The 24448-nt window shown below is 61.2% G+C and carries 22 protein-coding genes; 15 read left to right on the top strand and 7 right to left on the bottom strand.

The window, feature by feature from the left end; translation table 11 throughout:
* The first annotated feature begins 169 nt into the window (after nucleotides 1-169).
* Nucleotides 170-379 (top strand): DUF2788 domain-containing protein, encoded by a 210-nt coding sequence (locus tag KW840_RS23420; RefSeq protein WP_008022976.1) that lies wholly within the window; start codon nucleotides 170-172, stop codon nucleotides 377-379.
* Here the strand turns inward: KW840_RS23420 and KW840_RS23415 are convergent.
* From KW840_RS23415 to KW840_RS23400, 4 genes are all read right to left on the bottom strand, one after another.
* Nucleotides 374-1009, bottom strand: coding sequence for a pseudouridine synthase (locus tag KW840_RS23415; protein ID WP_102670798.1), 636 nt, complete (start codon nucleotides 1007-1009; stop codon nucleotides 374-376). The two genes, KW840_RS23420 and KW840_RS23415, sit on opposite strands and share 6 nt — an antisense overlap.
* Nucleotides 1010-1081: 72 nt before the next feature.
* Nucleotides 1082-2581 carry an AMP nucleosidase gene (gene amn, locus KW840_RS23410; RefSeq protein ID WP_191622263.1) on the bottom strand — a complete coding sequence of 500 codons (1500 nt, stop codon included), beginning with the start codon at nucleotides 2579-2581 and terminating at the stop codon, nucleotides 1082-1084.
* A 152-nt stretch (nucleotides 2582-2733) separates the two neighbouring features.
* Complete coding sequence (locus KW840_RS23405; RefSeq protein ID WP_218497964.1) at nucleotides 2734-4395, bottom strand: acyl-CoA dehydrogenase family protein; 1662 nt, start codon at nucleotides 4393-4395, stop codon at nucleotides 2734-2736.
* 74 nt (nucleotides 4396-4469) lie between these two features.
* On the bottom strand, nucleotides 4470-6854 hold the full coding sequence (locus tag KW840_RS23400; RefSeq protein WP_218497963.1) for a hybrid sensor histidine kinase/response regulator: 2385 nt from the start codon (nucleotides 6852-6854) through the stop codon (nucleotides 4470-4472).
* Nucleotides 6855-7249: 395 nt separating this feature from the next.
* Between KW840_RS23400 and KW840_RS23395 the strand changes: the two genes are divergently transcribed.
* The 4 genes from KW840_RS23395 (at nucleotide 7250) to KW840_RS23380 (ending at nucleotide 10775) form a co-directional block, all read left to right on the top strand.
* Nucleotides 7250-8047, top strand: coding sequence for a hydroxymethylpyrimidine/phosphomethylpyrimidine kinase (locus KW840_RS23395; RefSeq protein WP_057713171.1), 798 nt, complete (start codon nucleotides 7250-7252; stop codon nucleotides 8045-8047).
* A 31-nt stretch (nucleotides 8048-8078) separates the two neighbouring features.
* Nucleotides 8079-8702, top strand: coding sequence for a thiamine phosphate synthase (gene thiE, locus KW840_RS23390; protein ID WP_057713170.1), 624 nt, complete (start codon nucleotides 8079-8081; stop codon nucleotides 8700-8702).
* 10 nt (nucleotides 8703-8712) lie between these two features.
* A complete protein-coding gene (hemL, locus tag KW840_RS23385) occupies nucleotides 8713-9996 on the top strand; it encodes a glutamate-1-semialdehyde 2,1-aminomutase (protein ID WP_218497962.1) in 1284 nt (427 codons plus the stop codon).
* 224 nt (nucleotides 9997-10220) lie between these two features.
* Nucleotides 10221-10775 (top strand): tetratricopeptide repeat protein, encoded by a 555-nt coding sequence (locus tag KW840_RS23380; RefSeq protein ID WP_057713169.1) that lies wholly within the window; start codon nucleotides 10221-10223, stop codon nucleotides 10773-10775.
* A 130-nt stretch (nucleotides 10776-10905) separates the two neighbouring features.
* Here the strand turns inward: KW840_RS23380 and KW840_RS23375 are convergent, their stop codons facing one another.
* The gene (locus tag KW840_RS23375; RefSeq protein ID WP_008052403.1) at nucleotides 10906-11235 is read right to left on the bottom strand and encodes a DUF1820 family protein; all 330 of its coding nucleotides are present in this window, start codon (nucleotides 11233-11235) and stop codon (nucleotides 10906-10908) included.
* Between the two features lie 134 nt (nucleotides 11236-11369).
* Between KW840_RS23375 and miaB the strand changes: the two genes are divergently transcribed.
* The 5 genes from miaB (at nucleotide 11370) to lnt (ending at nucleotide 16774) form a co-directional block, all read left to right on the top strand.
* Complete coding sequence (gene miaB, locus KW840_RS23370) at nucleotides 11370-12698, top strand: tRNA (N6-isopentenyl adenosine(37)-C2)-methylthiotransferase MiaB (RefSeq protein ID WP_015096961.1); 1329 nt, start codon at nucleotides 11370-11372, stop codon at nucleotides 12696-12698.
* 204 nt (nucleotides 12699-12902) lie between these two features.
* Nucleotides 12903-13910 (top strand): PhoH family protein, encoded by a 1008-nt coding sequence (locus tag KW840_RS23365; protein ID WP_008022966.1) that lies wholly within the window; start codon nucleotides 12903-12905, stop codon nucleotides 13908-13910.
* Nucleotides 13903-14397, top strand: coding sequence for an rRNA maturation RNase YbeY (gene ybeY / locus KW840_RS23360; protein WP_057713168.1), 495 nt, complete (start codon nucleotides 13903-13905; stop codon nucleotides 14395-14397). Before KW840_RS23365 ends, ybeY begins: the two co-directional genes overlap by 8 nt.
* Before the next feature lie 5 nt (nucleotides 14398-14402).
* Nucleotides 14403-15242, top strand: coding sequence for an HlyC/CorC family transporter (locus KW840_RS23355; protein WP_046028710.1), 840 nt, complete (start codon nucleotides 14403-14405; stop codon nucleotides 15240-15242).
* Between the two features lie 8 nt (nucleotides 15243-15250).
* The gene (lnt, locus tag KW840_RS23350; RefSeq protein WP_218497961.1) at nucleotides 15251-16774 is read left to right on the top strand and encodes an apolipoprotein N-acyltransferase; all 1524 of its coding nucleotides are present in this window, start codon (nucleotides 15251-15253) and stop codon (nucleotides 16772-16774) included.
* 48 nt (nucleotides 16775-16822) lie between these two features.
* Here lnt and KW840_RS23345 read toward each other — a convergent pair whose 3' ends face one another.
* Together KW840_RS23345 and KW840_RS23340 are read right to left on the bottom strand one after the other, a co-directional pair.
* On the bottom strand, nucleotides 16823-17584 hold the full coding sequence (locus tag KW840_RS23345; protein WP_090451588.1) for a YdcF family protein: 762 nt from the start codon (nucleotides 17582-17584) through the stop codon (nucleotides 16823-16825).
* Nucleotides 17585-17688: 104 nt separating this feature from the next.
* Nucleotides 17689-18009, bottom strand: coding sequence for a hypothetical protein (locus tag KW840_RS23340; RefSeq protein WP_057713165.1), 321 nt, complete (start codon nucleotides 18007-18009; stop codon nucleotides 17689-17691).
* A gap of 281 nt (nucleotides 18010-18290) precedes the next feature.
* On the opposite strand from KW840_RS23340, the gene leuS reads away from it, so the two are divergent.
* The 5 genes from leuS (at nucleotide 18291) to KW840_RS23315 (ending at nucleotide 24425) form a co-directional block, all read left to right on the top strand.
* Nucleotides 18291-20897 carry a leucine--tRNA ligase gene (leuS, locus tag KW840_RS23335; RefSeq protein ID WP_218497960.1) on the top strand — a complete coding sequence of 869 codons (2607 nt, stop codon included), beginning with the start codon at nucleotides 18291-18293 and terminating at the stop codon, nucleotides 20895-20897.
* 87 nt (nucleotides 20898-20984) lie between these two features.
* Nucleotides 20985-21590, top strand: a complete 606-nt coding sequence (gene lptE / locus KW840_RS23330) for an LPS assembly lipoprotein LptE (protein ID WP_090451707.1) — start codon at nucleotides 20985-20987, stop codon at nucleotides 21588-21590.
* Between the two features lie 39 nt (nucleotides 21591-21629).
* Complete coding sequence (holA, locus tag KW840_RS23325; protein ID WP_057713163.1) at nucleotides 21630-22667, top strand: DNA polymerase III subunit delta; 1038 nt, start codon at nucleotides 21630-21632, stop codon at nucleotides 22665-22667.
* A gap of 209 nt (nucleotides 22668-22876) precedes the next feature.
* On the top strand, nucleotides 22877-23041 hold the full coding sequence (gene arfA, locus KW840_RS23320; protein WP_003228536.1) for an alternative ribosome rescue factor ArfA: 165 nt from the start codon (nucleotides 22877-22879) through the stop codon (nucleotides 23039-23041).
* Between the two features lie 61 nt (nucleotides 23042-23102).
* The gene (locus tag KW840_RS23315; protein WP_218497959.1) at nucleotides 23103-24425 is read left to right on the top strand and encodes a lytic murein transglycosylase; all 1323 of its coding nucleotides are present in this window, start codon (nucleotides 23103-23105) and stop codon (nucleotides 24423-24425) included.
* Nucleotides 24426-24448 lie beyond the last annotated feature (23 nt).

The following is a 24448-nucleotide window of genomic DNA, read 5'->3' as shown; positions in this document are numbered from 1 at the left end:
ACCGCAGTATCGTGATCCATACAAAACCTGTGGGAGCGAGCTTGCTCGCGATGGGGCCGGCACAGGTGACGAATGACTGCGACACACCGACGCAGGTCAATACTGCACGAAGCCAGTGCGGCGTATACTCGCCGCGCCCTTTTAGCCTCGCCTGTGCTGGAGATGTTCGATGGATCCTGCAGTATTCGAAGAGTGGATGATGACCGGACTGGTCACGATCCTGATCATTTTCATGGGTTTCATCGTCTGGGATCTGGCGAAGAAGTCCAAGGCCGGGCGCTTTGGCTCGTTCATTCTGTTCTTCGTGCTCGGCCTTGGTGTTGCTGCATTCGTGATCAAAAGTGTGGTCATCGGCCTGATCGAATCCGGCACTTTATAAGCGCGCCGGAACTTCTTTCCACTGCCCCTGATCGAGCCCTTCGATCGTCCAGTCGCCGATCCTGACTCGCACCAGGCGCAAGGTCGGCAACCCGACCGCAGCGGTCATGCGCCGCACCTGCCGGTTGCGCCCTTCGCGAATCACCAACTCCAGCCAGCTGGTCGGCACGCTTTTACGAAAGCGAACCGGCGGATTGCGTGGCCACAGCTCAGGCTCGTCCAGTTGCCGTGCCTCGGCGGGCAAGGTCATGCCGTCATTCAATTCGACGCCGTCGCGCAAGCGCTGCAACTGTTCGGTGTTCGGCTCGCCCTCGACCTGCACCCAATAGGTCTTGGCCAGCTTGTGTTTCGGGTCGGCGATCCGCGCCTGAAGCTGGCCATCGTTGGTCAGCAGCAACAAGCCTTCGCTGTCGCGGTCCAGCCGTCCGGCCGGATAGATGCCCGGTACATCGATGTAATCCTTGAGGGTCGCGCGCCCGTCGCCGTCGCTGAATTGCGTCAGCACATCGAAAGGTTTGTTGAACAGGATCAGCTTCGGCTCGGCTGGTGGCGCCTTGGCGACACGGCGCGGGGCTGATGGGGATGGTTTCGCGCCGGGGCGACGGGAAGGTGGACGAGATGGACGCGACATGGGCAAAACAACATCTAACGGTCAGGGCTGCTAATGCTAGTGCCCTGACCGCCAAATGACCATGACAAACCGTTAGCGGAACGGCGGCTCGTCGAAGCTGCGCAGTTTGCGCGAGTGCAGCGAGTTGAGTTCGGTGCGCAACAGATCCACCGCCTCGATACCGATCTTCAGGTGCTGGCTGACCGCGCGCTCATAGAAAGCGTTGGCCGAGCCCGGCAACTTGATTTCGCTGTGCAGCGGCTTGTCCGAGACGCACAGCAACGTGCCGTACGGCACTCGCAAGCGATAACCCTGCGCGGCAATGGTGCCGCTTTCCATGTCCACCGCCACGGCGCGGGACAGGTTGATCAGCGGCCGTTCCTGCGCCCAGCGCAGCTCCCAGTTACGGTCGTCGTAGGTCAGCACGGTGCCGGTACGCAGGCGTTTCTTCAGTTCGTCGCCCTTCTCGCCGGTGACGTTGGCCGCCGCTTGCTGAAGCGCGAGCTGCACTTCGGCCAACGCCGGAATCGGAATGTTCGGCGGCACCACCCGGTCGAGAATTCCGTCGCGACGCATGTAGGCGTGGGCCAGCACGTAGTCGCCAATGGTCTGCGACTGACGCAGGCCGCCGCAGTGACCGATCATCAGCCAGCAGTGCGGGCGCAGCACGGCCAGGTGGTCGGTGATGTTCTTGGCGTTGGACGGGCCGACACCGATGTTCACCAGGGTCACGCCGTGCCCATCGCTGGCGATCAGGTGATACGCCGGCATCTGGTAGCGGTGCCAGACCACCCCGGCGGCAATCGCCGAGGCTTCGCCGTGATCCATGCTCTTTTCGATGATCACGTTGCCCGGCAGCACCATGCGCACGAAACGCGGGTCGTTGCGCAGTTGCTCCAGACCATGGACGATGAACTGATCGACGTAGCGGTGATAGTTGGTCAGCAGAATCCACGGCTGCACATGCCGCCAGTCGCTGCCGGTGTAATGCACCAGTCGGCGCAGGGAGAAATCCACTCGCGCGGCATCGAACAGCGCCAACGGCAGCGGATCGGTGTTTTCCCAATCGTACAGACCGTCGGCAATGCCGTCGGTCGCCGCCGACAGGTCGGTACTCGGGAACACCCGCGCCAGCACGGGGGCAGTGACACCGGAACCCGCCAGCTCATCACCCTGCTCGACCACATACGGATACGGGATGTTCTGCTGGCTGACACCGACTTCCACGGTCACGGTGAAGTCGTGCATCAGCGGAACGAGCTGTTCCAGCAGGTACTTACGGAAAGCCGAGGGATGGGTGACGGTGACGCTGTAGGTGCCCGGCAGCTGAACCTTGGCGTAGGCACGGGTGGTCTGCGGGACTTCGCCCTGGCAGTGATAGGTCAGGCGCAATTCGGGATAGCGGAACATCGAGCGCTGTTCTGCATCGGGCTCGACGCGATCCTTGAGGTAGCGCTTGAGCGCCTGGCTCAACGCGGTGGTTGCACGATTGTGCAAGAGTGCAAGCCGATCCACGGCTTGCTCGGCGGTTTGAACGACAATAAAAGCTTCGGTCACGATCAGCATCCTGTGTTCTGACTTGCAGACCTTCATCTTGCCTGCATCGTCGCTTCACGGGAACAGTGGCATTGACTGTGTACAGAGAACAACTGTGGGAGCGAGCTTGCTCGCGATAGCGGCGCATCAGTCAACATCACTGTTGAATGTTGATCCGTCATCGCGAGCAAGCTCGCTCCCACAGGAGTTTACGGCGCTGACCAGAAGCCTTGAGGAGTCGAGCGCGCGACAATCGCTTCCACGTCCAGCCCTCGAGGTAACGCGCCATACACTCGGCCGCCGCCATCCAGGCGACTGGCAATAAACGCATCACTGACCACCGCATTCCCGGCTTCCAGCAACAGCTTGGCCTGCAGCCCCAGGGCAATGTCTTCAGTCAGTTGCCGGGCGCGGTACTGGATGTCGCTGGTGTCCTTGAAGGCCGCCTGCAATTGATGGATGTGCGCAGCCAGGCGCTTGTCGCCATGGCCATCGCCCAACTCGCTGAACAGCGCATCGAGCACGCCTGGTTCTTTCGACAGGGCACGCAGCACGTCGAGGCACTGCACGTTACCGGAGCCTTCCCAGGTCGAATTCACCGGCGCCTCGCGGTAAAGCCGCGGCAGGATGCTGTCTTCGACATAACCCGCGCCGCCCATGCATTCGGCCGCTTCGTTGATCATCGCCGGCGCCCGTTTGCAGATCCAGTACTTGCCCACCGCCGTCACCAGGCGGGCGAATTTGGCTTCCTGCGAATCATCCAGATGATCCAGCGCCCGGCCCATGCGCAGGCTCAACGCCAGGGCCGCTTCGCTTTCAAGCGCCAGATCCGCCAGTACGTTCTGCATCAACGGCTGTTCGCTGAGCAGTTTGCCGCCAACCGATCGGTGAGCGCAGTGATGGCTGGCCTGGGTCAGCGCCTGACGCATCAGCGAACTGGAACCGACCATGCAATCGAAGCGGGTCATGGCGACCATCTCGATGATCGTCGGAACACCACGGCCCTCTTCACCGACCATCCACGCCAGTGCTCCACGGAACTCCACTTCGCTGGAAGCGTTGGAGCAGTTGCCGAGCTTGTTCTTCAGGCGCTGGATATAGAACTGATTGCGCGTGTCGTCCGGACGATGGCGCGGCAACAGGAAACAGGTCAGGCCCTTGTCGGTCTGCGCCAGTGTCAGGAAGGCGTCGCACATCGGCGCCGAGCAAAACCACTTGTGCCCCACAAGTTCATAGGCCTGGCCCGGACCGCTGGCGCCGACCGGATAGGCCTTGGTGGTATTGGCCCGCACGTCGGTACCGCCCTGCTTCTCGGTCATGGCCATGCCGATGGTGACTCCGGCCTTGTGGACCATGCCGACATTGCGCGGGTCGTATTCGGTGGCGAGGATTTTCGGCAGCCACTTTTGCGCCAGGTCCGGTTGCAGGCGCATGGCCGGAACGCTGGCGAAGGTCATGGTCAGCGGACATCCACTGCCGGCCTCGGCCTGGCTGTGCAAATAGGTCATGGACGCGCGGGCGACATGGGCGCCGTCCTGCGGGTGCGCCCAGGGCAGCGAGGTCAGGCCGTGTTCGACCGCCGTGCGCATTAATTGATGATAGGCCGGATGAAACTCCACCAGATCAATGCGATGACCAAACCGGTCATGGCTGTTGAACACCGGCTTGTTCTGATTGGCCAGGAACCCGGCTTCCATCAACGGGCCACCGGCCAGCGCGCCATAGGCGTCGATCCGCGATTCGGCCCAACCGGCCCCGAAGCGCCGCGACCATTCCTGCAACGGCAAGTCGATGCGGTACAGATTGGCGCCGTCCAGTGACGGTGGCTGGTTGGTGACTTCGTGGGTTTCGGCGAACTGATGCAGGTTCATGACAGGGCTCCTTTGGTCGGCCAAGGGACTTCAGTTAAGCACCGCCCCTCGGCCGAACAAAGTGTCATATACGCCTAACTGTCGGCGCTTTCGCCCTGCTTCGGGCAGAGCACACGGCGGTAGAGCGCGGCCTGCAAGTCTTCGAATTTCACCGGCTTGCTCAAGTGATCAATCACTGCGCCGGTCGGGCAGCGCTCACGGTCACCGCTCAGGGCGATCATGAACAACGGCAGCTCGGCATAACCGGGTAACGCGCGGATCCGGCAGCACACCGACTCACCGTCCGGCAGCGGCAACTGACAATCGACCAGCACCGCGTCAAACACTTCGCGCTGCAACAGATCGAGCGCGACATCGACGCTGTTGGCTGTACGTACGCGAAAGCCCAGCTTGAGCAACATGCCGCGCATCACCAACTGGCTGATGCTGTTGTCATCCACCAACAGCACGGCACAATCCTGGGGCAAGCGCAGGCGCGGAAAATCCCGGGGCATCAACGGCGTCACCGGACGTTCGGCCGCCGGCAACCCGACTTCCACATCCAGCTGAAACCGGCTGCCGCGCCCTGGCTCGGAGCGATGAGTCAGTCGCCCACCGAGCAATTCGACCAACTGTCGGCAAATCGCCAGGCCAACCCCCAGGCCACCGTATTCACGGGTCATCGAGCCATCGAGCTGGAAGAACCGTTGATACATCGTGGCCTCCCCTAAATCGGTGAAACCAATGCCCGTGTCGATCACCGCAAAGGTCAACGCCAGCCGGTCGGGCTCGATGGTCTTGCCGGTCACCCGTAGCGCCAGACCGCCGACCTTTGTGAATTTGATGGCGTTATCCAGCAGGCATTCCAGGCACTGCGCGATCTTGACGTTGTCGCCGAGCAAGCGATCCGGCACACCTGGCGCGACATCGACCTTGAAGTCCAGCGACTTGCTCGATGCGTTGCCCTCGAACTGCGTGCGCAGTGCCTCGACCACGCCACGCAAGCTGAAGGTGTCGGCCGAGGCCTTGAGTTTGCCGGCCTGCAGTTCGGTGAGGGTGAGGATGCCGTTGACCATGCGCATCATGTCCCGCGCCGACCCCGAAGCCGTCTGCTGGTAGTACTCGAGTTCCGGGTCCATCTCGACCGTCTGCATCAGCTCCAGTGAACCGATCACACCATTCATGGGCGTGCGCAATTCGTGGGTCAGGGTGGCAAGGAACTCGTCCTTGAGCTTGTTACTGTGAGCCAGTTGCTGGTTGAGGACTTCAAGCTTCTGGCTGGCGTCGAACAGGGTTTGAGCCTGCTGCTCGCGCATGGCGTTGATGCGGTCGGCCAGCGCCAGGGACAGCAACGCCACTTCGATGGCCGAGCCGATCTGACTGGAATACATGGTCAGGAACACGTTCGGCAGGTATCCAAGCACCATCAGCGTATTGACGATGCCACCGAGTAAAAACGCCGACCAGGCAATGATGAAATACCGCGCCACCCGCAGGCCCCGCAGCCAGGCAAAGATCCCGGCGGCAAAAATCACCACGGTGAATGTCAGCGCCAGGGCCGTGGCCAGGCGCAAGGCCAGGGCATAGCTGGTCATCAATGACAGGCCGATCACCAGCGCACTGAAGGCAACCAGCGCCAGCAACAAGCGGTCAAGCCAGCGACTGTGGGTAGCCATCTGCAGGAAACTGCGGGCGAACTGACTGCCGAACAGCCCCGCACAGCCGATGAAAAACGGCGTCGCAGCGTTAGCCCACCACGGATTGTCCGGCCAGAAATACTGCACGGCCGCACCGTTTACCGACAGCTGATACAAGCCGAACGAGGCGATATAAAAGATGTAGTAGAGGTAACTGGTGTCGCGCACGCTGAGGTAGATGAACAGGTTGTAGACCAGCATCCCCAGCAGTACGCCGTAGATCAGCCCCAGTACGTAGAGGCGCACGGGCTGCTCTTCGAGGTAGGCGGTGCTCGACCACAAGGTTACCGGCGCCTGGATCGAGCCTTCGCTTTGCAAGCGCATGAATACGGTTTCGGCCTGGTCCGGCTTGAACGTCAGGTCGAACAGATAGTTGTTCTGACGAATCTCGCGGCTGGCGAAGGGCAAGGCATCGCCGGTCTGCCTGACCAACTGATAGTTGCCGGCCGCATCAGGCAAATAGAGATCGAGATGATCGAGGGGCGGATAGGCCAGTTCCAGCAGCCAGGTCCTTTGCGCCGCCGGATTGGCTGGACGGTAATGCAGGTCGATTTTCAGCCAGAACACCGAACGCGAGTACCCGGCGTTAAGCGTATCTTTGTGGTGCGGTTTGAAGTTGCCGGCCGCCGCTTGCGCACGGATATCCGCGATGGTCGCCTGACCACCTGCGTCCTCATAGACCTGCAGGGTTCGGCCCAAGGGGAGGCTTTGAGTGAACTCATCGAACTCGACGGCGTTTGCCAGGAGGGGCAAACACAACAGCAACATCAGCAAATAGCGCATTGAAGCCCCAGCGTGGCCTGTCCGGTTCTGTCAGGAAGCCCCCCATTCCTTTTGAGCAGACGTAAAACCGGTATCACCTGTTATTGGTTTGGATCCACTCTAGCATAGCCGTTGATGGCCAATGAGAACCACAGAAATTTTTCCTACAAAGGCTCTAGAACGGGCGTTCCAGCAACACCAACGAACGATTATCAATGACAGGAATATCAATGTGGCGAGGGGGCTTGCCCCCGTTCGGCTGCGAAGCAGTCGTAAAACCAGCCGACTCGATGAACCTGACGGGTCACTGGGGCCGCTTCGCTGCCCAACGGGGGCAAGCCCCCTCGCCACAATGTATCGACCAAACACACTGCCACAACACCCGAAAAACAGGTTTGGTGGTAAGCTCGCGCACCATGAATATCTACAGCTCTCGCCCCGTTGTCCTCTGTCTCTCCGGCCACGACCCAAGTGGTGGCGCCGGCTTGCAGGCAGATATCGAAGCCCTGCTCGCACAGGGTTGCCATGCGGCTCCGGCCGTCACCGCCCTGACCGTGCAAGACACCGTCAATGTCACTGACTTCCGCGTCCTGGACCGTGAGTGGGTACTGGCCCAGGCCAATGCCGTGCTCAACGACTCCGAAGTCGCCGCCGTCAAACTGGGCATGCTCGGTTCCCTGGAAATGGTCGACACCGTGGTCGAACTGCTTTCGGCGCACCCGCACTTGCCGGTGGTCTGCGACCCGGTGCTGCGCGCCGGTGGCGGCGGACGCCTGGGTAAGGACGAAGTCGGCTACGCCATGCGCGAACGCCTGCTGCCCCTTTCGATCATTGCGACCCCCAACCTTCCCGAAGCCCGCATCCTCGCCGAACTGCCCGAAGGCACCGCGGACGAGTGCGCAGAAAAACTCCTGCCGTTCGTCAAACACCTGCTGATCACCGGCGGCCATGGCGACGAAACCGAAATCCACAATCGCCTGTACAGCCGTGACGGCCTGCGCGAAACCTTTACCTGCCAGCGTTTGCCGGGCAGTTATCACGGTTCCGGTTGCACCCTGGCCAGTGCGCTGGCCGGTCGTCTGGCCCAGGGCGAAAACCTCGCCAGCGCCGTGCAGACCGCGCTTAACTACACGTGGCGCACCCTGCGAGATGCCGAGCAGTTGGGCAAAGGCCAGTTCGTGCCGCGCCGTTTGCCACTGGATTTCTGTTCGTAACTTCTATTTGTAATGCGGTGAGGCTTGTCCGATGAAACTACGTGGCCTGTACGCCATTACCGACAGCCATTTGCTGGACGGTAAGCTGCTCAAGTACGTGGAGGCGGCGCTGGAAGGCGGCGTCACCTTGCTGCAATACCGCGACAAGAGCAGTGACGAAGCCCGTCGTCTGCGCGAAGCCGAAGCCTTGCGTGATTTATGCGAACGCTACAACACCCGGTTGATCATCAATGATGACGCTGAGTTGGCCGCACGCCTGAATGTCGGCGTGCACTTGGGTCAAACTGATGGTCCATTGTCTCCGACCCGCGCCCTGCTGGGTCGCGATGCAATCATCGGTTCGACCTGCCATGCGCAACTCGACCTCGCCGAACAGGCCGTCAAAGAAGGCGCCAGCTACGTCGCGTTCGGCCGCTTCTTCAATTCCAACACCAAACCCGGCGCCCCGACCTGCAGTCTCGACCTGCTCGACCAGGCACGCAGCAAACTGCACCTGCCGATCTGCGCGATCGGCGGCATCACCCTGGAAAACGCCGCGCCGCTGGTGGCCCATGGTGTCGACCTGCTGGCCGTGGTGCATGGCCTGTTTGGCGCCGAAAGCACGGCTGAAGTAACCCGCCGCGCCCGCGCATTCAATGAATTACTAAAAGTCTGAGAGCCCGATCATGTCTCGTTCCGAAACGCTGTTTGCCAATGCCCAGAAACACATTCCCGGTGGCGTGAACTCGCCGGTTCGCGCGTTCAAGAGTGTCGGCGGCACGCCACTGTTCTTCAAGCACGCCGAAGGCGCCTACGTCACCGACGAAGACGACAAGCGCTATGTGGATTACGTCGGTTCCTGGGGCCCGATGATTCTCGGCCACAGCCACCCGGACGTACTGGACGCGGTGCGTAAACAGCTTGAGCACGGCCTGTCCTACGGCGCCCCGACCGAGATGGAAACGCAGATGGCCGACCTGGTCTGCTCCCTCGTGCCGTCGATGGAAATGGTGCGCATGGTCAGCTCCGGCACCGAAGCGACCATGAGCGCCATTCGCCTGGCCCGTGGCTTCACCGGCCGCGACAGCATCATCAAGTTCGAAGGCTGCTACCACGGTCACTCCGACAGCCTGCTGGTCAAGGCCGGTTCCGGCGCACTGACCCAAGGCGTACCGAGCTCGGCCGGTGTACCGGCGGCATTCGCCAAACACACCCTGACCCTGCCGTTCAACGACATCGACGCGGTAGAAACCATGCTCGCCGAAGTCGGCCAGGACGTGGCCTGCATCATCGTCGAGCCAGTGGCCGGCAACATGAACTGCGTGCCGCCGGCACCGGGTTTCCTCGAAGGCCTGCGGACCCTGTGCGACAAGCACGGCGTGGTGCTGATTTTCGACGAAGTGATGACCGGTTTCCGTGTCGCCCTCGGCGGTGCCCAGGCGTACTACGGCGTGACGCCGGACCTGACCACCTTCGGCAAGATCATCGGTGGCGGCATGCCGGTTGGCTGCTTCGGCGGCAAGCGCGAAATCATGCAGCGCATCGCCCCGCTGGGCCCGGTGTACCAGGCCGGTACGCTGTCCGGTAACCCGCTGGCGATGGCCGCCGGCCTGGCCACCCTGCGTCTGATCAGCCGCCCAGGCTTCCACGCCGAGCTGACCGACTACACCACTCGCCTGCTCGACGGCCTGCAACAGCGCGCCGATGCGGCCGGCATTCCGTTCGTGACCACCCAGGCCGGCGGCATGTTCGGCCTGTACTTCAGTGGTGCCGACGACATCGTCACCTTCGATGACGTCATGGCCAGCGACGCAGCCCTGTTCGGCCGCTTCTTCCACCTGATGCTCGAAGGTGGCGTGTATCTGGCACCGAGCGCATTCGAAGCCGGTTTCACTTCGATCGCCCACGGCGAAGCTGAACTGAAGCTGACCCTGGACGCCGCCGAGCGCGCCTTCGCGGCCTTGAAGTAACGTTCAAATGCTGACGCTGGCCCTTGCCAGCGTCAGCTTTCGCCTACGCTCCCACGATTTTTCCTACTCATCTGCTAATAATCCCCCGCAAAGTGGGCGATAAATTTCCCGTGCAGCAGAAAAACGAGTAAAGACTTTGTAAGGTTGGCCCTGCTTATTTCATAATGCGCGCTTATTGGATCCCTCGATGGGTCCGCGCGCCCTTCAGAGGTAAGTCGATTCCCATGAACCGCACCGGCCGCACCCTTGCACTGGGCTGCCTGTTGCTTCTTCAGCCCCTGCTCGCGCACGCACAAGCAGGCGGCAACTCGTTGTTAATCCCAGCGATGGGTCGCTGCACCCTCAATACCCAGCCGCAAGACCTGGAACAGGCGCTCGCCGCCTGCCAGAAAGCGTCGGAAGAAGGGGATGCGCAAGCGCAATACGAGTTGGGTGAGTTCTACTACGAAGGCAAAAACACGCCGCGCGACCTCAATCAAGCCCTGAGCTATTTCGAAAAAGCCTCGCTGCAAGGCCACGCCCAGGCACAATTCAAACTCGGCACCATGTTCTTCCACGGCGAAGGCGTGCCGGCCAATAACGTTCAGGCGTACATCCTGCTGAAGATGGCGGCGGTCAACGGCGCCGAAGAGGCCCTGGACACCGCCGACGAAGTCACCGAAAAGATGCCCCGCGAAGAACTGGAGCTTGCTACCCAGGTGCTCGGGCAAATCTTCCGTAAATACCTGATGGAATTGCAGAGCGCCGATGGGCGTACGCCGTTCGCGCCACTGCCCTGACTTCCGTGTTGTTCTGACTGGCCCAATCGCGAGCAAGCTCGCTCCCACATCCGACTGCATTCCCATATGAGAACTCGGTCAACTGTGGGAGCGAGCTTGCTCGCGATTGGGGGCGACCCGGTCTTGAGCCTTACTTCTCAGGCATCGGCATCGGAAACGGCATGACATTGCCGACCGCGCCACGGGCTTCGCTGATTTTCGGTGTTCCCATTCGCTCGACTTCATCGATACGCACGATCGAATGCATCGGCACAAAACTGCGCACTACGCCTTCGAACTGAGCCTTGAGCTTTTCTTCGCTCGGATCGACGACCACTTGCGTGCGCTCGCCAAAGACGAACTCTTCCACTTCCAGAAAGCCCCACAGATCACTTTGATAGATCTGCTTGGCGTACATTTCGAACACCTGGCCCTGATTGAGGAAAATCACCTTGTAGATTGGAGCTTCACGTTTGGTCATGGTGGGCGAAACACATCGGGGGATAAAAATGAGGGCGCGAACTATAGCATAGCCATCGGACGCGCAGCGGTAGGAACCTGGGTACATGTTCCCTATAATGCGCGGTTCTTTGAATCACGTGATGACTCTATTCCATGGCCAAGAAGCTTTACATCGAAACCCACGGTTGCCAGATGAACGAGTACGACAGCTCGCGCATGGTCGATCTGCTGGGCGAACATCAGGCCCTGGAAGTCACCGCTCGCGCTGAAGACGCCGACGTGATCCTGCTCAACACCTGCTCGATCCGCGAACGCGCCCAGGATCGTGTCTACTCCCAGCTCGGCCGCTGGCGCGAACTGAAGCTGGCCAACCCGGACATGGTGATCGCCGTCGGCGGTTGCGTGGCCAGCCAGGAAGGCGCGGCCATTCGCGATCGCGCACCGTACGTCGACGTTGTCTTCGGCCCGCAGACCCTGCACCGCCTGCCGGAAATGATCGACGCCGCGCGCATCAGCAAGCTGCCGCAAGTCGACGTCTCGTTCCCGGAAATCGAAAAGTTCGACCACTTGCCCGAGCCCCGCATCGACGGCCCGAGCGCTTACGTGTCGGTGATGGAAGGTTGCAGCAAGTACTGCACGTTCTGCGTGGTGCCCTACACCCGCGGTGAAGAGGTCAGCCGGCCGTTCGACGACGTGATTGCCGAGATCATTCACCTGGCCGAAAACGGCGTGCGGGAAGTGACACTGCTGGGGCAGAACGTCAACGGCTATCGCGGCCTCACCCATGACGGGCGCCTGGCCGACCTGGCCGAGCTGATCCGCGTGGTCGCCGCGGTCGATGGCATCGACCGCATCCGCTACACCACGTCGCACCCGCTGGAGTTCTCCGACAGCCTGATCCAGGCCCACGCCGACGTGCCGGAGCTGGTCAAGCACCTGCACTTGCCGGTGCAATCGGGCTCGGACCGCATCCTCGCGGCGATGAAACGCAACCACACCGCGCTTGAATACAAATCCAAACTGCGCAAACTGCGCGCCGCCGTGCCGGGAATCTGCATCAGCTCGGACTTCATCGTCGGCTTCCCCGGCGAGACCGAGAAAGACTTCGAGCAAACCATGAAGCTGATTGCCGACGTCGGCTTCGACTTTTCCTACTCGTTCGTCTACAGCCAGCGCCCGGGCACACCGGCCGCCGATCTGGCCGACGACACTCCGGAAGAGCTGAAGAAAGAACGCCTGAATGCCCTGCAGCATCGCTTGAACCAGCAAGGTTTCGAGATCAGCCGACAAATGGTCGGCTCGATCCAGCGAATCCTGGTGACCGATTACTCGAAAAAGGACCCGGGCGAGCTCCAAGGCCGGACCGAGAATAATCGTATCGTCAACTTCCGCTGCGACAATCCGACCCTGATCGGCCAGTTCGCGGACGTGCACATCGATGCCGCCCAGCCGCACTCGCTGCGGGGCTCGCTGATCCAGTAACACTGCATTCCACTGTGGGAGCGAGCTTGCTCGCGATAGCGTCAGGCCAGACAACTCATATGTTGAATGTCAGGCCGTCATCGCGAGCAAGCTCGCTCCCACAGGGACTGCGTACGACGTTGGTTATTTAAGAGCTTTCGCACCCACGCCACTGGCGCTATCCTTGAACTCATCACCATTGCCCCAGGGCGGCTAAATACGACCTTGAACGCACCCATAGAACCACATCGTTTCATCCTCGAGCCTTTTGAAGCTCGCCGCTTCGCCAATCTGTGCGGGCAATTCGACGAGCATTTGCGCTTGATCGAACAGCGCCTGACCATCGAGATCCGCAATCGCGGAAACCAGTTCGAGCTGATCGGCGAACCCAAACACACCACCTCCGCGGAAAACCTCCTGCGCCGCCTGTACCGGGAAACCAAGGGTACCGAGCTGTCGCCGGACATGGTGCACCTGTTCCTGCAGGAATCGGCCGTCGAGCAGCTGGACAACCACTCCCCCGCCGAACCGTCCGTGGCCCTGCGCACCAAGAAAGGCATGATTCGCCCCCGTGGCTTGAATCAGCTGCGCTACGTGAAGGAAATCCTCGGTAACGATATCAACTTCGGCATCGGCCCGGCCGGTACCGGCAAGACCTACCTGGCTGTCGCCTGCGCGGTGGATGCACTGGAGCGCGAGCAGATTCGCCGCATCCTGCTGGTTCGTCCGGCGGTCGAAGCGGGTGAAAAACTCGGCTTCCTGCCCGGCGACCTGTCGCAAAAAATCGACCCGTACCTGCGCCCGCTCTACGACGCGCTCTACGAAATGCTCGGTTTCGAATACGTCGCCAAGCTGATCGAGCGCCAGGTGATCGAAGTCGCGCCGCTGGCCTACATGCGCGGCCGCACGCTGAACAACAGCTTCATCATTCTCGACGAAAGCCAGAACACCACGGTCGAGCAAATGAAGATGTTCCTGACCCGGATCGGCTTCGGCTCCACGGCCGTCATCACCGGGGACATCACCCAGGTCGACCTGCCACGCGGCACCAAGTCAGGCCTGCACCACGTGATTGAAGTGCTCAAGGATGTGCCGGGGATCAGCTTCACCCACTTCCAGCCCAAGGACGTCGTGCGCCATCCACTGGTACAGCGCATCGTCGAAGCCTACGAGCGCTTCGAAACCAAAGCGGCCGATGATGCCGCCGCCAAGGATAGCCGCCGCGATGCTTGAGCTTGACCTGCAAATCGCTACCGAAGCCTGCGCCCCCAGCGAGGCCGAGTTCCGCCAGTGGTGCGAACTGGCCCTGCGCCAGCGCACCGCCGACTCGGAGATGACCATTCGTCTGGTCGACGAAGCCGAAGGACGCGAGCTGAACCACACCTGGCGGCAAAAGGACTACGCAACTAACGTCTTGTCATTCCCGGCCGACGTGCCGGATGAGTTCCTCGACATCCCGCTGCTGGGCGACCTGGTGATCTGCGTGGCCGTGGTCGAGCGCGAAGCCGCTGAACAGGGCAAGGAGCTCAAGGCCCATTGGGCGCATCTGGTGATTCACGGCTGCTTGCATCTGCTTGGTTACGACCATATTGATGACGAAGAAGCCGAAGAAATGGAAGCACTGGAACGAACGTTGCTTGCAGAACTGGGCTTTCCCGATCCGTACGCGGACGACGAAACCGACGCATTCCCTACCGAAACAACAAAGGATTCAGAGTAATCGCTATGAGCGAAGATCGATCGAGCAACGGGCAGAAGTCATGGCTGGGTAAACTCACCCAGGCTTTTGCCCACGAGCCGAAAAACCGCCAGGAGCTGCTGGAGCTGCTGCGCGATGCACACCAGAACAAACTGCTGGACAGTGAAGCGCTGGCCATCGTCGAAGGCGCCATCCAGGTGGCTGACTTGCAGGTCCGGGACATCATGGTCCCGCGCTCGCAGATGGTCAGCATCAAGGCGACCCAGACACCCCGCGAGTTCCTGCCTGCCGTGGTCGACTCGGCCCACTCCCGCTACCCGGTGATCGGCGAAAGCCATGATGACGTGATGGGCGTGTTGCTGGCCAAGGACTTGCTGCCGTTGATCCTCAGGGAGAACGGCGACAGCTTCAACATCAAGGACCTCCTGCGCCCAGCCACCTTCGTGCCGGAGTCCAAGCGCCTTAACGTGCTGCTGCGCGAGTTTCGCGCCAACCACAACCACATGGCCATCGTCATTGACGAGTACGGTGGCGTGGCAGGCCTGGTGACCATCGAAGACGTGCTGGAACAGATCGTCGGCGACATCGAAGACGAACACGACGTCGAAGAAGACAGCTACATCAAGCCGCTGCCCAGCGGTGATTTCCTGATCAAGGCCCTGACACCGATCGAGAACTTCAACGAGTTTTTCGACAGCGAGTTCTCCGACGACGAATTCGACACCGTTGGCGGCCTGGTGATGAGCGCGTTCGGGCATTTGCCAAAACGTAACGAAATCACTGAAATCGGCCCGTACCGCTTCCGCATCCTGAACGCCGACAGCCGTCGGATTCACTTGCTTCGCCTGACGCCCATTGCTCGCTAAGGATTGAAATGCGCTGGACAACCCGCCCCGGCTGGCCCGGTAACCTGCTGGCCGTGGCGGCCGGTGCAATCACCACACTGGCCCTGGCGCCGTTCGATATCTGGCCCCTGGCACTGCTCGCCGTCGGCCTGTTCTATGCAGGCCTGCGCGAGCTGAGCCCACGTCAGGCACTAGGGCGCGGCTGGTGTTTCGGTTTCGGCCTGTTCGGTGCCGGCACCAGCTGGATCTACTACAGCATTCACCACTTCGGCGGCGCGTCGGTATTGCTGGCCGGCTTCCTGATGCTGCTCTTCACGGCGGCAATTGCCTGGTTCTTTGCCCTGCCCGCCTGGATATGGGTGCGCTGGCTTCGCCGAAATGAAGCGCCGCTGGCCGACGCCCTGGCCTTCGCAGCGCTGTGGGTCGGCCAGGAAGCCTTCCGCGGCTGGTTCCTGACAGGTTTCCCGTGGCTATATTCCGGGTACAGCCAGCTCGATGGCCCGCTGGCCGGGCTCGCGCCTGTCGGCGGGATGTGGCTGATTTCCTTTACCCTGGCCCTGACAGCTGCGCTGATCTACAACGGCATGCGCCTGGTTCGCACGGGGCGCAAAGGCTTCATCGTTGCCGGTGTTTTGCTGCTCGTCGGCCCGTGGCTGGCCGGCATCGCGCTCAAGCACCACGCCTGGACCAGCCCGTCGGGCCCGCCACTGAGCGTCGCAGCCATCCAGGGCAACATCGAACAAAGCATGAAGTGGGACCCGACGCAGCTCAACGCGCAACTGGCGCTGTACCGCGACATGAGTTTCAGCTCCAGGCGAGTCGACCTTCTCATCTGGCCGGAAACGGCGATCCCGGTGCTCAAGGAGTCCGCCGAGGGCTACCTGAACATGATGGGCAGCTTCGCGGCCGAGCGTAAATCGGCGCTGATTACCGGCGTCCCGGTCCGCATGGAGGTCCGCCACGAGAAGCGCTTCTTCAATGGCATCACCGTTGTCGGCGAAGGCGACGGCACCTACCTCAAGCAAAAACTGGTGCCGTTTGGTGAATATGTTCCGCTGGAGGATGTGTTGCGCGGGCTGATCGCCTTCTTCGATCTGCCGATGTCGGACTTTGCCCGCGGACCATCTGACCAGCCGCTGCTGCAAGCCAAGGGTTATCAGATCGCGCCGTACATCTGTTATGAAGTGGTGTACCCGGAATTCGCCGCCAGCCTCGCCGCCCGCAGCGACCTGTTGCTGACCATCAGCAACGACACCTGGTTCGGCACCTCCATCGGCCCGCTGCAACACCTGCAGATGGCGCAGATGCGTGCGCTGGAGGCCGGCCGCTGGATGATCCGCGCCACCAACAACGGCGTGTCCGGCCTGATCAACCCGTTCGGTCAGATTACCGATCAGATCCCGCAGTTCGAACGCGGCATCCTGTATGGCGAAGTGGTGCCGATGCACAACCTCACGCCGTACCTGGAATGGCGTTCGTGGCCATTGCTCATTCTCTGCGTGTTGTTGTTTGGCTGGGCGCTGGTTGCGAGCCGGATGGCGAAGACTGTCTGAAATCATTTGTGGCGAGGGAGCTTGCTCCCTCGCCACAGGGATTAGCGCTCAACGATAGAACAACGAATAACCGATCTGCCCCACCGCCTCGTTCATCAACTGCCCGTTCTGCCAGATCGCCTTGTACTCCGGCATCCAGCCTCCCAGTGGCCGCGCATTGTCGCCGCTCAGAAACCCTACCGGCGCCGGCACCACCTCAAACCCGGCCTTGCGGAAGCTCCAGACCGCTCGTGGCATATGCCCGGCATGAGTCACGAGCACCACACGTTTGATGCCCTGTGGCAGCAACACCTGGGCGCTGAACTGCGCATTTTCCCAGGTCGTGCGGCTGTGCCCTTCCTGCCAGCGCACGGTCACGCCAAAATCGTCGCGCAAGGAGTCAGCCATCATCTGCGCTTCGCTTGGCGGAGTGCCGTAATGCAAGCCGCCGCTGGTCAGTACCGGCAGGCCGGAAGCCTTGGTCAGTCGCGCGGCAAAGCGCTGGCGCTCCAGGCCTACACCCGTGGGCTGGTCGGCACCCCAGGCCACGTCACCGCGCTCGCGCCCGGAACCAAGGACGACGATGGCGTCCGCGCGCTGCCCCAGCACTGCCCATTCGTCGCGGGCCAGCGGTGGCTCGCGCTCGAGCAGGCGGGCACTCCACTGCACCACCACCGGCAGGCTCATCAGCCAAAGACCACCCAGCCCCAGTGCAAAGCACACACCGGCGAGCCTTGGCCTTGAGCGGCGCAACCACCAGGCAAGCAAAAGCAGCAGCAATAGAATGCCGGGGGGCAAAAGAAGTTGTTTTACAAAGTAACGAAAAGGCATCGAGCATCTCCTGGAGATGCCCGAAGCCTAAGTGGGTTAGCGCAATGCGACAATCAATACAGAAGAACTATGCTTCAAAAAACCATTGAGCACGGCTCTGCGTCTTATTTGAACTGCAAAGACCGGACCTTTACCGCGTCTCTGCCGGGAACCTTGTCCTTGAGCCAGATGATCTTGGCCGAACGTGGTGCGTCGAGTTGCTTTATCGCCTCTGACAAGCATCCGTGCGTCTCACGCTCACTGCGATCCAGATACGCCTTGATCAATGCAAACTCTGCGGAGCTCAGGCCACGCAGTTCCAGTTCCAGAGGGCGTACGTCGCGCAACCGGCCAGCAGTTCTTGCCGCTTCCAAGGCCAGGGCCAAACGATCGATCAGCCTTTCGTACAGCTCCGGTTTTGTAGCTTTTTGCTGTGACTCAACCATCCCTCACCTCATTGGAAGATAAGACCTACTCCCCAGTTAGAGCTTAGCTTCCATGAACAAACCGGCTGAGCGCCGCGACCAACGGCCCTCGCGGCGGTTTTTGCGGGACGCGCGGCAGCAATCAGGGTTTCCCTCGGTAGAGCGCGGTCATGTATGCTACGGCGCTTCCTGTAACTCCACTTCCAGCTCGGCTGGACATCGAAAACGCCAATGCGGCGTGATCAGCGTCCAGCGTTGCATTGAAGAGGATTAGGCCACCCCTATTCAGTTCAAAAGTAGCCATGCACGAACAATATCAGCCCCGTGAAATCGAAGCCGCCGCCCAGTCGTTCTGGGACGAGCAAAAGTCCTTTGAAGTCAGCGAACAGCCAGGCAAGGAGACTTACTACTGCCTGTCGATGTTCCCTTACCCCAGCGGCAAGCTACACATGGGGCACGTGCGCAACTACACCATCGGCGACGTGATCTCCCGCTACCAGCGCATGCAAGGCAAGAACGTTCTGCAACCCATGGGTTGGGACGCCTTCGGCATGCCGGCGGAAAACGCTGCGATGAAGAACAACGTAGCGCCCGCCAAGTGGACCTACGAGAACATTGCCTACATGAAATCCCAGCTGCGCAGCCTGGGCCTGGCGGTGGACTGGTCGCGTGAAGTGACCACCTGCAAGCCCGACTACTACCGCTGGGAACAATGGCTGTTCACCCGCCTGTTCGAAAAAGGCGTGATCTACAAAAAAAGCGGCACCGTGAACTGGGACCCGGTCGACCAGACCGTCCTGGCCAACGAACAGGTGATCGACGGTCGCGGCTGGCGTTCCGGCGCGCTGATCGAAAAGCGCGAAATCCCGATGTACTACTTCAAGATCACCGCCTACGCGGATGAACTGCTGGAGAGCCTGGACGAACTGACTGGCTGGCCTGAACAGGTCAAGACCATGCAGCGCAACTGGATCGGCAAGTCCCGCGGCATGGAAGTGCAGTTCCCGTACAACGTCGATTCCATCGGCGAAGCGGGCGCGCTGAAAGTCTTCACCACCCGTCCGGACACCCTGATGGGCGCGACCTACGTCGCCGTCGCCGCCGAGCACCACCTGGCTACCCTGGCCGCACAGAACAACCCTGAGCTGCAAGCGTTCATCGCTGAATGCAAGGGCGGCAGCGTTGCGGAAGCCGACGTTGCGACTCAAGAGAAAAAAGGCCTGCCGACCGGCCTGTTCGTTGAGCACCCACTGACCGGTGAAAAGCTACCGGTATGGGTCGCCAACTACGTGCTGATGCATTACGGCGACGGCGCGGTCATGGCTGTTCCTGCCCACGACGAGCGCGATTTCGAATTCGCCCACAAATACAACCTGCCGGTCAAATCCGTGGTGCGCACCAGCTCCGGTGACAGCAACCCGGCGCCATGGCAAGACGCCTACGGCGAGTACGGCACGCTGATCAATTCCGGCGAGTTCGACGGCCTGGACTTCGCGGGCGCCTTCGACGCTATCGAAGTCGCGCTGATCAAGAAAGAACTGGGCGCCTCGCGTACCCAGTTCCGTCTGCGCGACTGGGGCATCAGCCGCCAGCGCTACTGGGGCTGCCCGATCCCGATCATCCACTGCGGCACCTGCGGTGACGTGCCGGTACCGGAAGATCAACTGCCTGTCGTGCTGCCGGAAGACGTCGTACCCGATGGCGCCGGTTCGCCACTGGCGCGCATGCCCGAGTTCTACGAGTGCAGCTGCCCTAAATGCGGCCAGCCTGCCAAGCGTGAAACCGACACCATGGACACCTTCGTCGAGTCCTCGTGGTACTACGCCCGCTACGCCTCGCCGCACTTTGAAGGCGGCCTGGTGGAAAAATCGGCGGCCGACCACTGGCTGCCGGTGGATCAGTACATCGGCGGTATCGAACACGCGATTCTTCACCTGCTCTATGCGCGCTTCTTCCACAAGCTGATGCGCGACGAAGGCCTGGTGAGCTCCAACGAGCCGTTCAAGAACCTGCTGACCCAGGGCATGGTGATCGCCGAGACTTATTATCGCCGCGAAGCCAATGGGGCTTACACCTGGTTCAACCCGGCGGACGTCGAGCTTGAGCGTGACAGCAAGGCCAAGGTCATCAGCGCCAAGTTGAAAGCCGACGGCTTGCCGGTGGAAATCGGTGGCACCGAGAAGATGGCCAAGTCGAAGAACAACGGCGTCGACCCACAGTCGATGATCGACCAGTTCGGCGCAGACACCTGCCGCCTGTTCATGATGTTCGCCTCGCCACCTGACATGAGCGCGGAATGGTCCGACTCCGGCGTCGAAGGTTCGCACCGTTTCCTCAAGCGCGTCTGGCGCCTGGCTCAAGCCCACGTCACTCAGGGCCTGCCGGGCAAACTGGACGTCGCCAGCCTGAATGACGAGCAGAAAGCCGTTCGTCGCTCGATCCACCTGGCCATCAAGCAGGCCAGCCAGGACGTCGGCCAGAACCACAAGTTCAACACCGCCATCGCTCAGGTGATGACGCTGATGAACGTACTGGAAAAAGCCGCACAAGCCACCGACCAGGATCGCGCACTGATTCACGAAGGCCTGGAAACCGTGACTCTGTTGCTGGCTCCGATCACGCCGCACATCAGCCACGAGCTGTGGAATCAACTGGGTCACGCCGATCCTGTGATCGACGCCGGTTGGCCGGTGGTGGATGACAGTGCGTTGGTACAGGACAGCCTGCAACTGGTGATTCAGGTCAACGGCAAGCTGCGTGGCCACATCGAAATGCCGGCCAGCGCCAGCCGTGAAGAAGTCGAAACCGCCGCCCGTGCCAACGAGAACGTGCTGCGCTTCGTCGACGGTCTGACCATTCGTAAAGTGATCGTAGTGCCCGGGAAACTGGTCAATATCGTCGCCAGCTAATTGGATCAGGCGCCAGGTGAGCCTGGCGCCGAGTAAAACCTTTCGGGCCGCTTGATCGGCCCACATGGTTTCAAGGGGAGCAACAAGATGATCAAACGCAATCTGCTGGTGATGGGCCTCGCGGTTCTGCTGAGCGCCTGCGGTTTCCAGCTGCGCGGCACCGGCACCAATGAACTGGCGATCAAGGAACTCGACCTGAGCGCCCGTAACGCTTATGGCCCAACCGTTACCCAGTTGCGTCAGGTACTGATTGGCAGCGGCGTCAAGGTCTATACCGGCGCTCCTTACAAGCTGGTACTGACCAATGAACAGGAAAGCCAGCGCATCCTCACCTACGCAGGTGCCGGTCGTGCCGGCGAGTACCAAGTCACCACCGTGTTGAGCTACGACATCCGTGGTCGCGGCGATCTGCCCCTGTTGAGCGACAAGCTTGAAGTGCAGAAGATCTATATGCACGACGGCAACAACTTGGTGGGCTCTGACCAAGAAGCTGAAACGGCCCGGACAGAAGGCCGCCGGGAGTTGGTTCAACGCATGATGCTGCGCCTGGAACAACTGAGCCCCACCCAACTGGACCAGTTGCAGCAGACTGCCGAAGCCAGGGCCAAGGCTGACGCCGCGGCGCTGGAAGCGGCAAAGAAGGCTGAAGCGGATACCCCGCGTCAGTCGCCTGTCGAACTGCCACAGCAGTAAGACTTACGGGGCGCCTGCGCGCCCCGTTCGCCCTCTCTTATGAAGCTCGCCCCCGCCCAACTCGCCAAACACCTGCAAGGCGCCCTTGCGCCGGTCTATATCATCAGCGGCGATGACCCGTTGTTGTGCCAGGAGGCGGCCGATGCTGTTCGCACTGCCGCCCGCCAGCAGGGATTCGATGAACGCCAGGTGTTTGCCGCCGACGCCAGTTTCGACTGGGGGACGCTGCTGCAAGCCGGCGCCAGCATGTCGCTGTTCGCCGAAAAGCGCCTGCTGGAACTGCGCCTGCCGTCCGGCAAACCCGGCGACAAGGGCGCTGCCGCGCTGATCGAGTACTGCTCGCGCCCGGCCGACGACACCGTGCTGCTGATCAGCTTGCCGAAACTCGATGGCAGCGCACAGAAAACCAAGTGGGGCAAGGCGCTGGTCGAAGGACAACAGACCCAGTTCGTGCAGATCTGGCCGGTCGATGTCGCCCAACTGCCAAGCTGGATCCGCCAACGTTTGTCCCAGGCCGGGCTTTCCGCCAGCCAGGACGCCGTTGAGCTGATCGCGGCACGGGTCGAGGGCAACTTGCTGGCCGCCGCCCAGGAAATCGAAAAGCTCAAACTGATGGCCGAAGGGGGTCAGATCACCGTTGAAACCGTGCAGGCTGCGGTGGCCGACAGTGCGCGCTTCGACGTCTTTGGCCTGACCGATGCGGTTCTCAATGGTGAAGCAGCCCATGCCTTGCGCATGCTCGAAGGGTTGCGCGGCGAAGGCGTCGAGCCGCCGGTGATTCTCTGGGCCCTGGCCCGAGAGTTGCGCCTGCTGGCCAATATTTCGCTGCAATACAGTCAGGGCACGCCGCTGGACAAGGCTTTCAGCCAGGCCAAACCTCCGGTCTGGGACAAACGAAAACCCTTGATGAGCAAAGCCCTGCAACGCTACTCGGCGCAACGCTGGGCGCAATTGCTGCTCGAAGCACAGCGCATCGACGCGCAGATCAAGGGCCAGGCGGCCGGTTCGCCGTGGATGAGTCTGAGCCGGCTGACGTTGTTGATGGCCGGGCAACGCTTAACCCTACCCGCTGAATAACACCGCCCCCTGTAGGAGCGAGCTTGCTCGCGATGGTCGTTAACGATAACGCAGACTTTCTGATTTAACGCAGCGCCCTCAAGTGCTTCGCGAGCAAGCTCGCTCCTACAAAGAACGGCGCTTTTTCCGACAGCTACCGGGACTAGACAGCCCCTCAACTTCGGCCGATGATTTGCCCCGCAAAAACCACTCACTTGCGAGGCACCATCATGAGCAAAAAGCCATCAAAGCATGGCCCCAACAAGGCCAAATCCATCATCGCCCAGCCATTGTTCCGCAGCCGCCAGGAACGCCCCACCAAGGGCAAAGGCAGCTACCGCCGCGAAGCCTTCCAGTCTGACAGCTGGGAGGCGTCTTACTTTCTGGCTGCGTAAAGCAGAACCCCCCTTCAACATGTTAAGGTCTGTACCTGATTCGTATTCCCTGGACCCGTGCATGCCCTTTTGTCTTCCCCATCGTTGGCACTTACGCCAATTGATCGCTGCCTCCAGCCTTGTTTTGCTTGTCGCCTGTGCGGAAAAACCGACCGCAGCCGACGCTCAGCCGCTTCAGACACTTCCTGTCGCTACCGCCCCGGCGGTTGTTCCGCAGGTGGTTCCGACGGGTGAGAACCTCGACATCCAGCCTACCCAGACATTTGCCGAATGGCAGGCGGGTTTCCGCAAGGATGCCCTGGCCGCCGGTATCCGCGCCGATCTGTTTGATCGCGCTTTCGCCAATGTCAGCTTCGACCCCAGTGTGATTCGTGCCGATCGCAGCCAACCGGAATTCGCAAAACCGGTGTGGGAATACCTCGATGGCGCGTTGTCGCCGCTGCGGGTACGCAAAGGCCAGTCACTGATCGACCAGTACGCCGACATCCTGCAAGGCATCGAGCAGCGTTATGGCGTTGATCGTCAGGCGCTGGTGGCCGTGTGGGGCATGGAAAGCAATTTTGGCCAGTTCCAGGGCAGCAAGTCGGTGATCAACTCGCTGGCGACCCTGGCCTACGAAGGCCGCCGTCCCGGCTTCGCCCACGCGCAATTGATCGCGGCCCTGCAAATCCTGCAACAAGGCGACATCGAACCCGAAAAGATGCTCGGTTCCTGGGCCGGCGCCATGGGCCAGACCCAGTTCATCCCGACCACCTACAACACCCACGCCGTCGATTTCGACGGCGACGGCCGTCGCGATATCTGGAGCAGTTCGGCTGATGCCCTGGCCTCGACCGCGCATTACCTGCAAAGCTCCGGCTGGCAGAGAGGTCAGCCGTGGGGCTTTGAAGTCCAGCTGCCGAGCGGCTTCAACTACGTACTGGCCGATGGCACGATTCGCAAGAGTGTTGCCGAGTGGCGCCAACTGGGCGTTACGCTGCCCAACGGTGGCCAGGTCCCGGCAGGCTCGGAGCAACTGTCTGCGGCACTGCTATTGCCGGCTGGCTACCGCGGCCCGGCGTTCCTTGTGCTCGACAACTTTCGTGCGATTCTCAAGTACAACAATTCGTCGTCCTATGCCCTGGGGGTGAGCCTGTTGTCCGAACGCTTCAATGGCGCAGGCTTGATCAGCGGTACGTGGCCAAAGGATGACCTGCCTCTGAGCCGTACCGAGCGGATCGAGCTGCAAAGCCTATTGAGCGCGCAAAACTATGACGCCGGCACCGCCGACGGGATCATCGGCGCCAACACCCGCAAGGCTATCCGCAGCGCCCAACAGTCGTTTGGCTGGCCGGCAGATGGGTATCCGACGCACAAGTTGCTCGAAGGACTGCGTAACCGCTAAAAGCATCGCGGGCAAGCCCGCTC

It is taken from the genome of Pseudomonas sp. PDM30 (genome assembly GCF_019218985.1).
Classification (GTDB): domain Bacteria; phylum Pseudomonadota; class Gammaproteobacteria; order Pseudomonadales; family Pseudomonadaceae; genus Aquipseudomonas; species Aquipseudomonas jessenii.
This window is presented reverse-complemented; position numbering and strand designations above follow the sequence as displayed.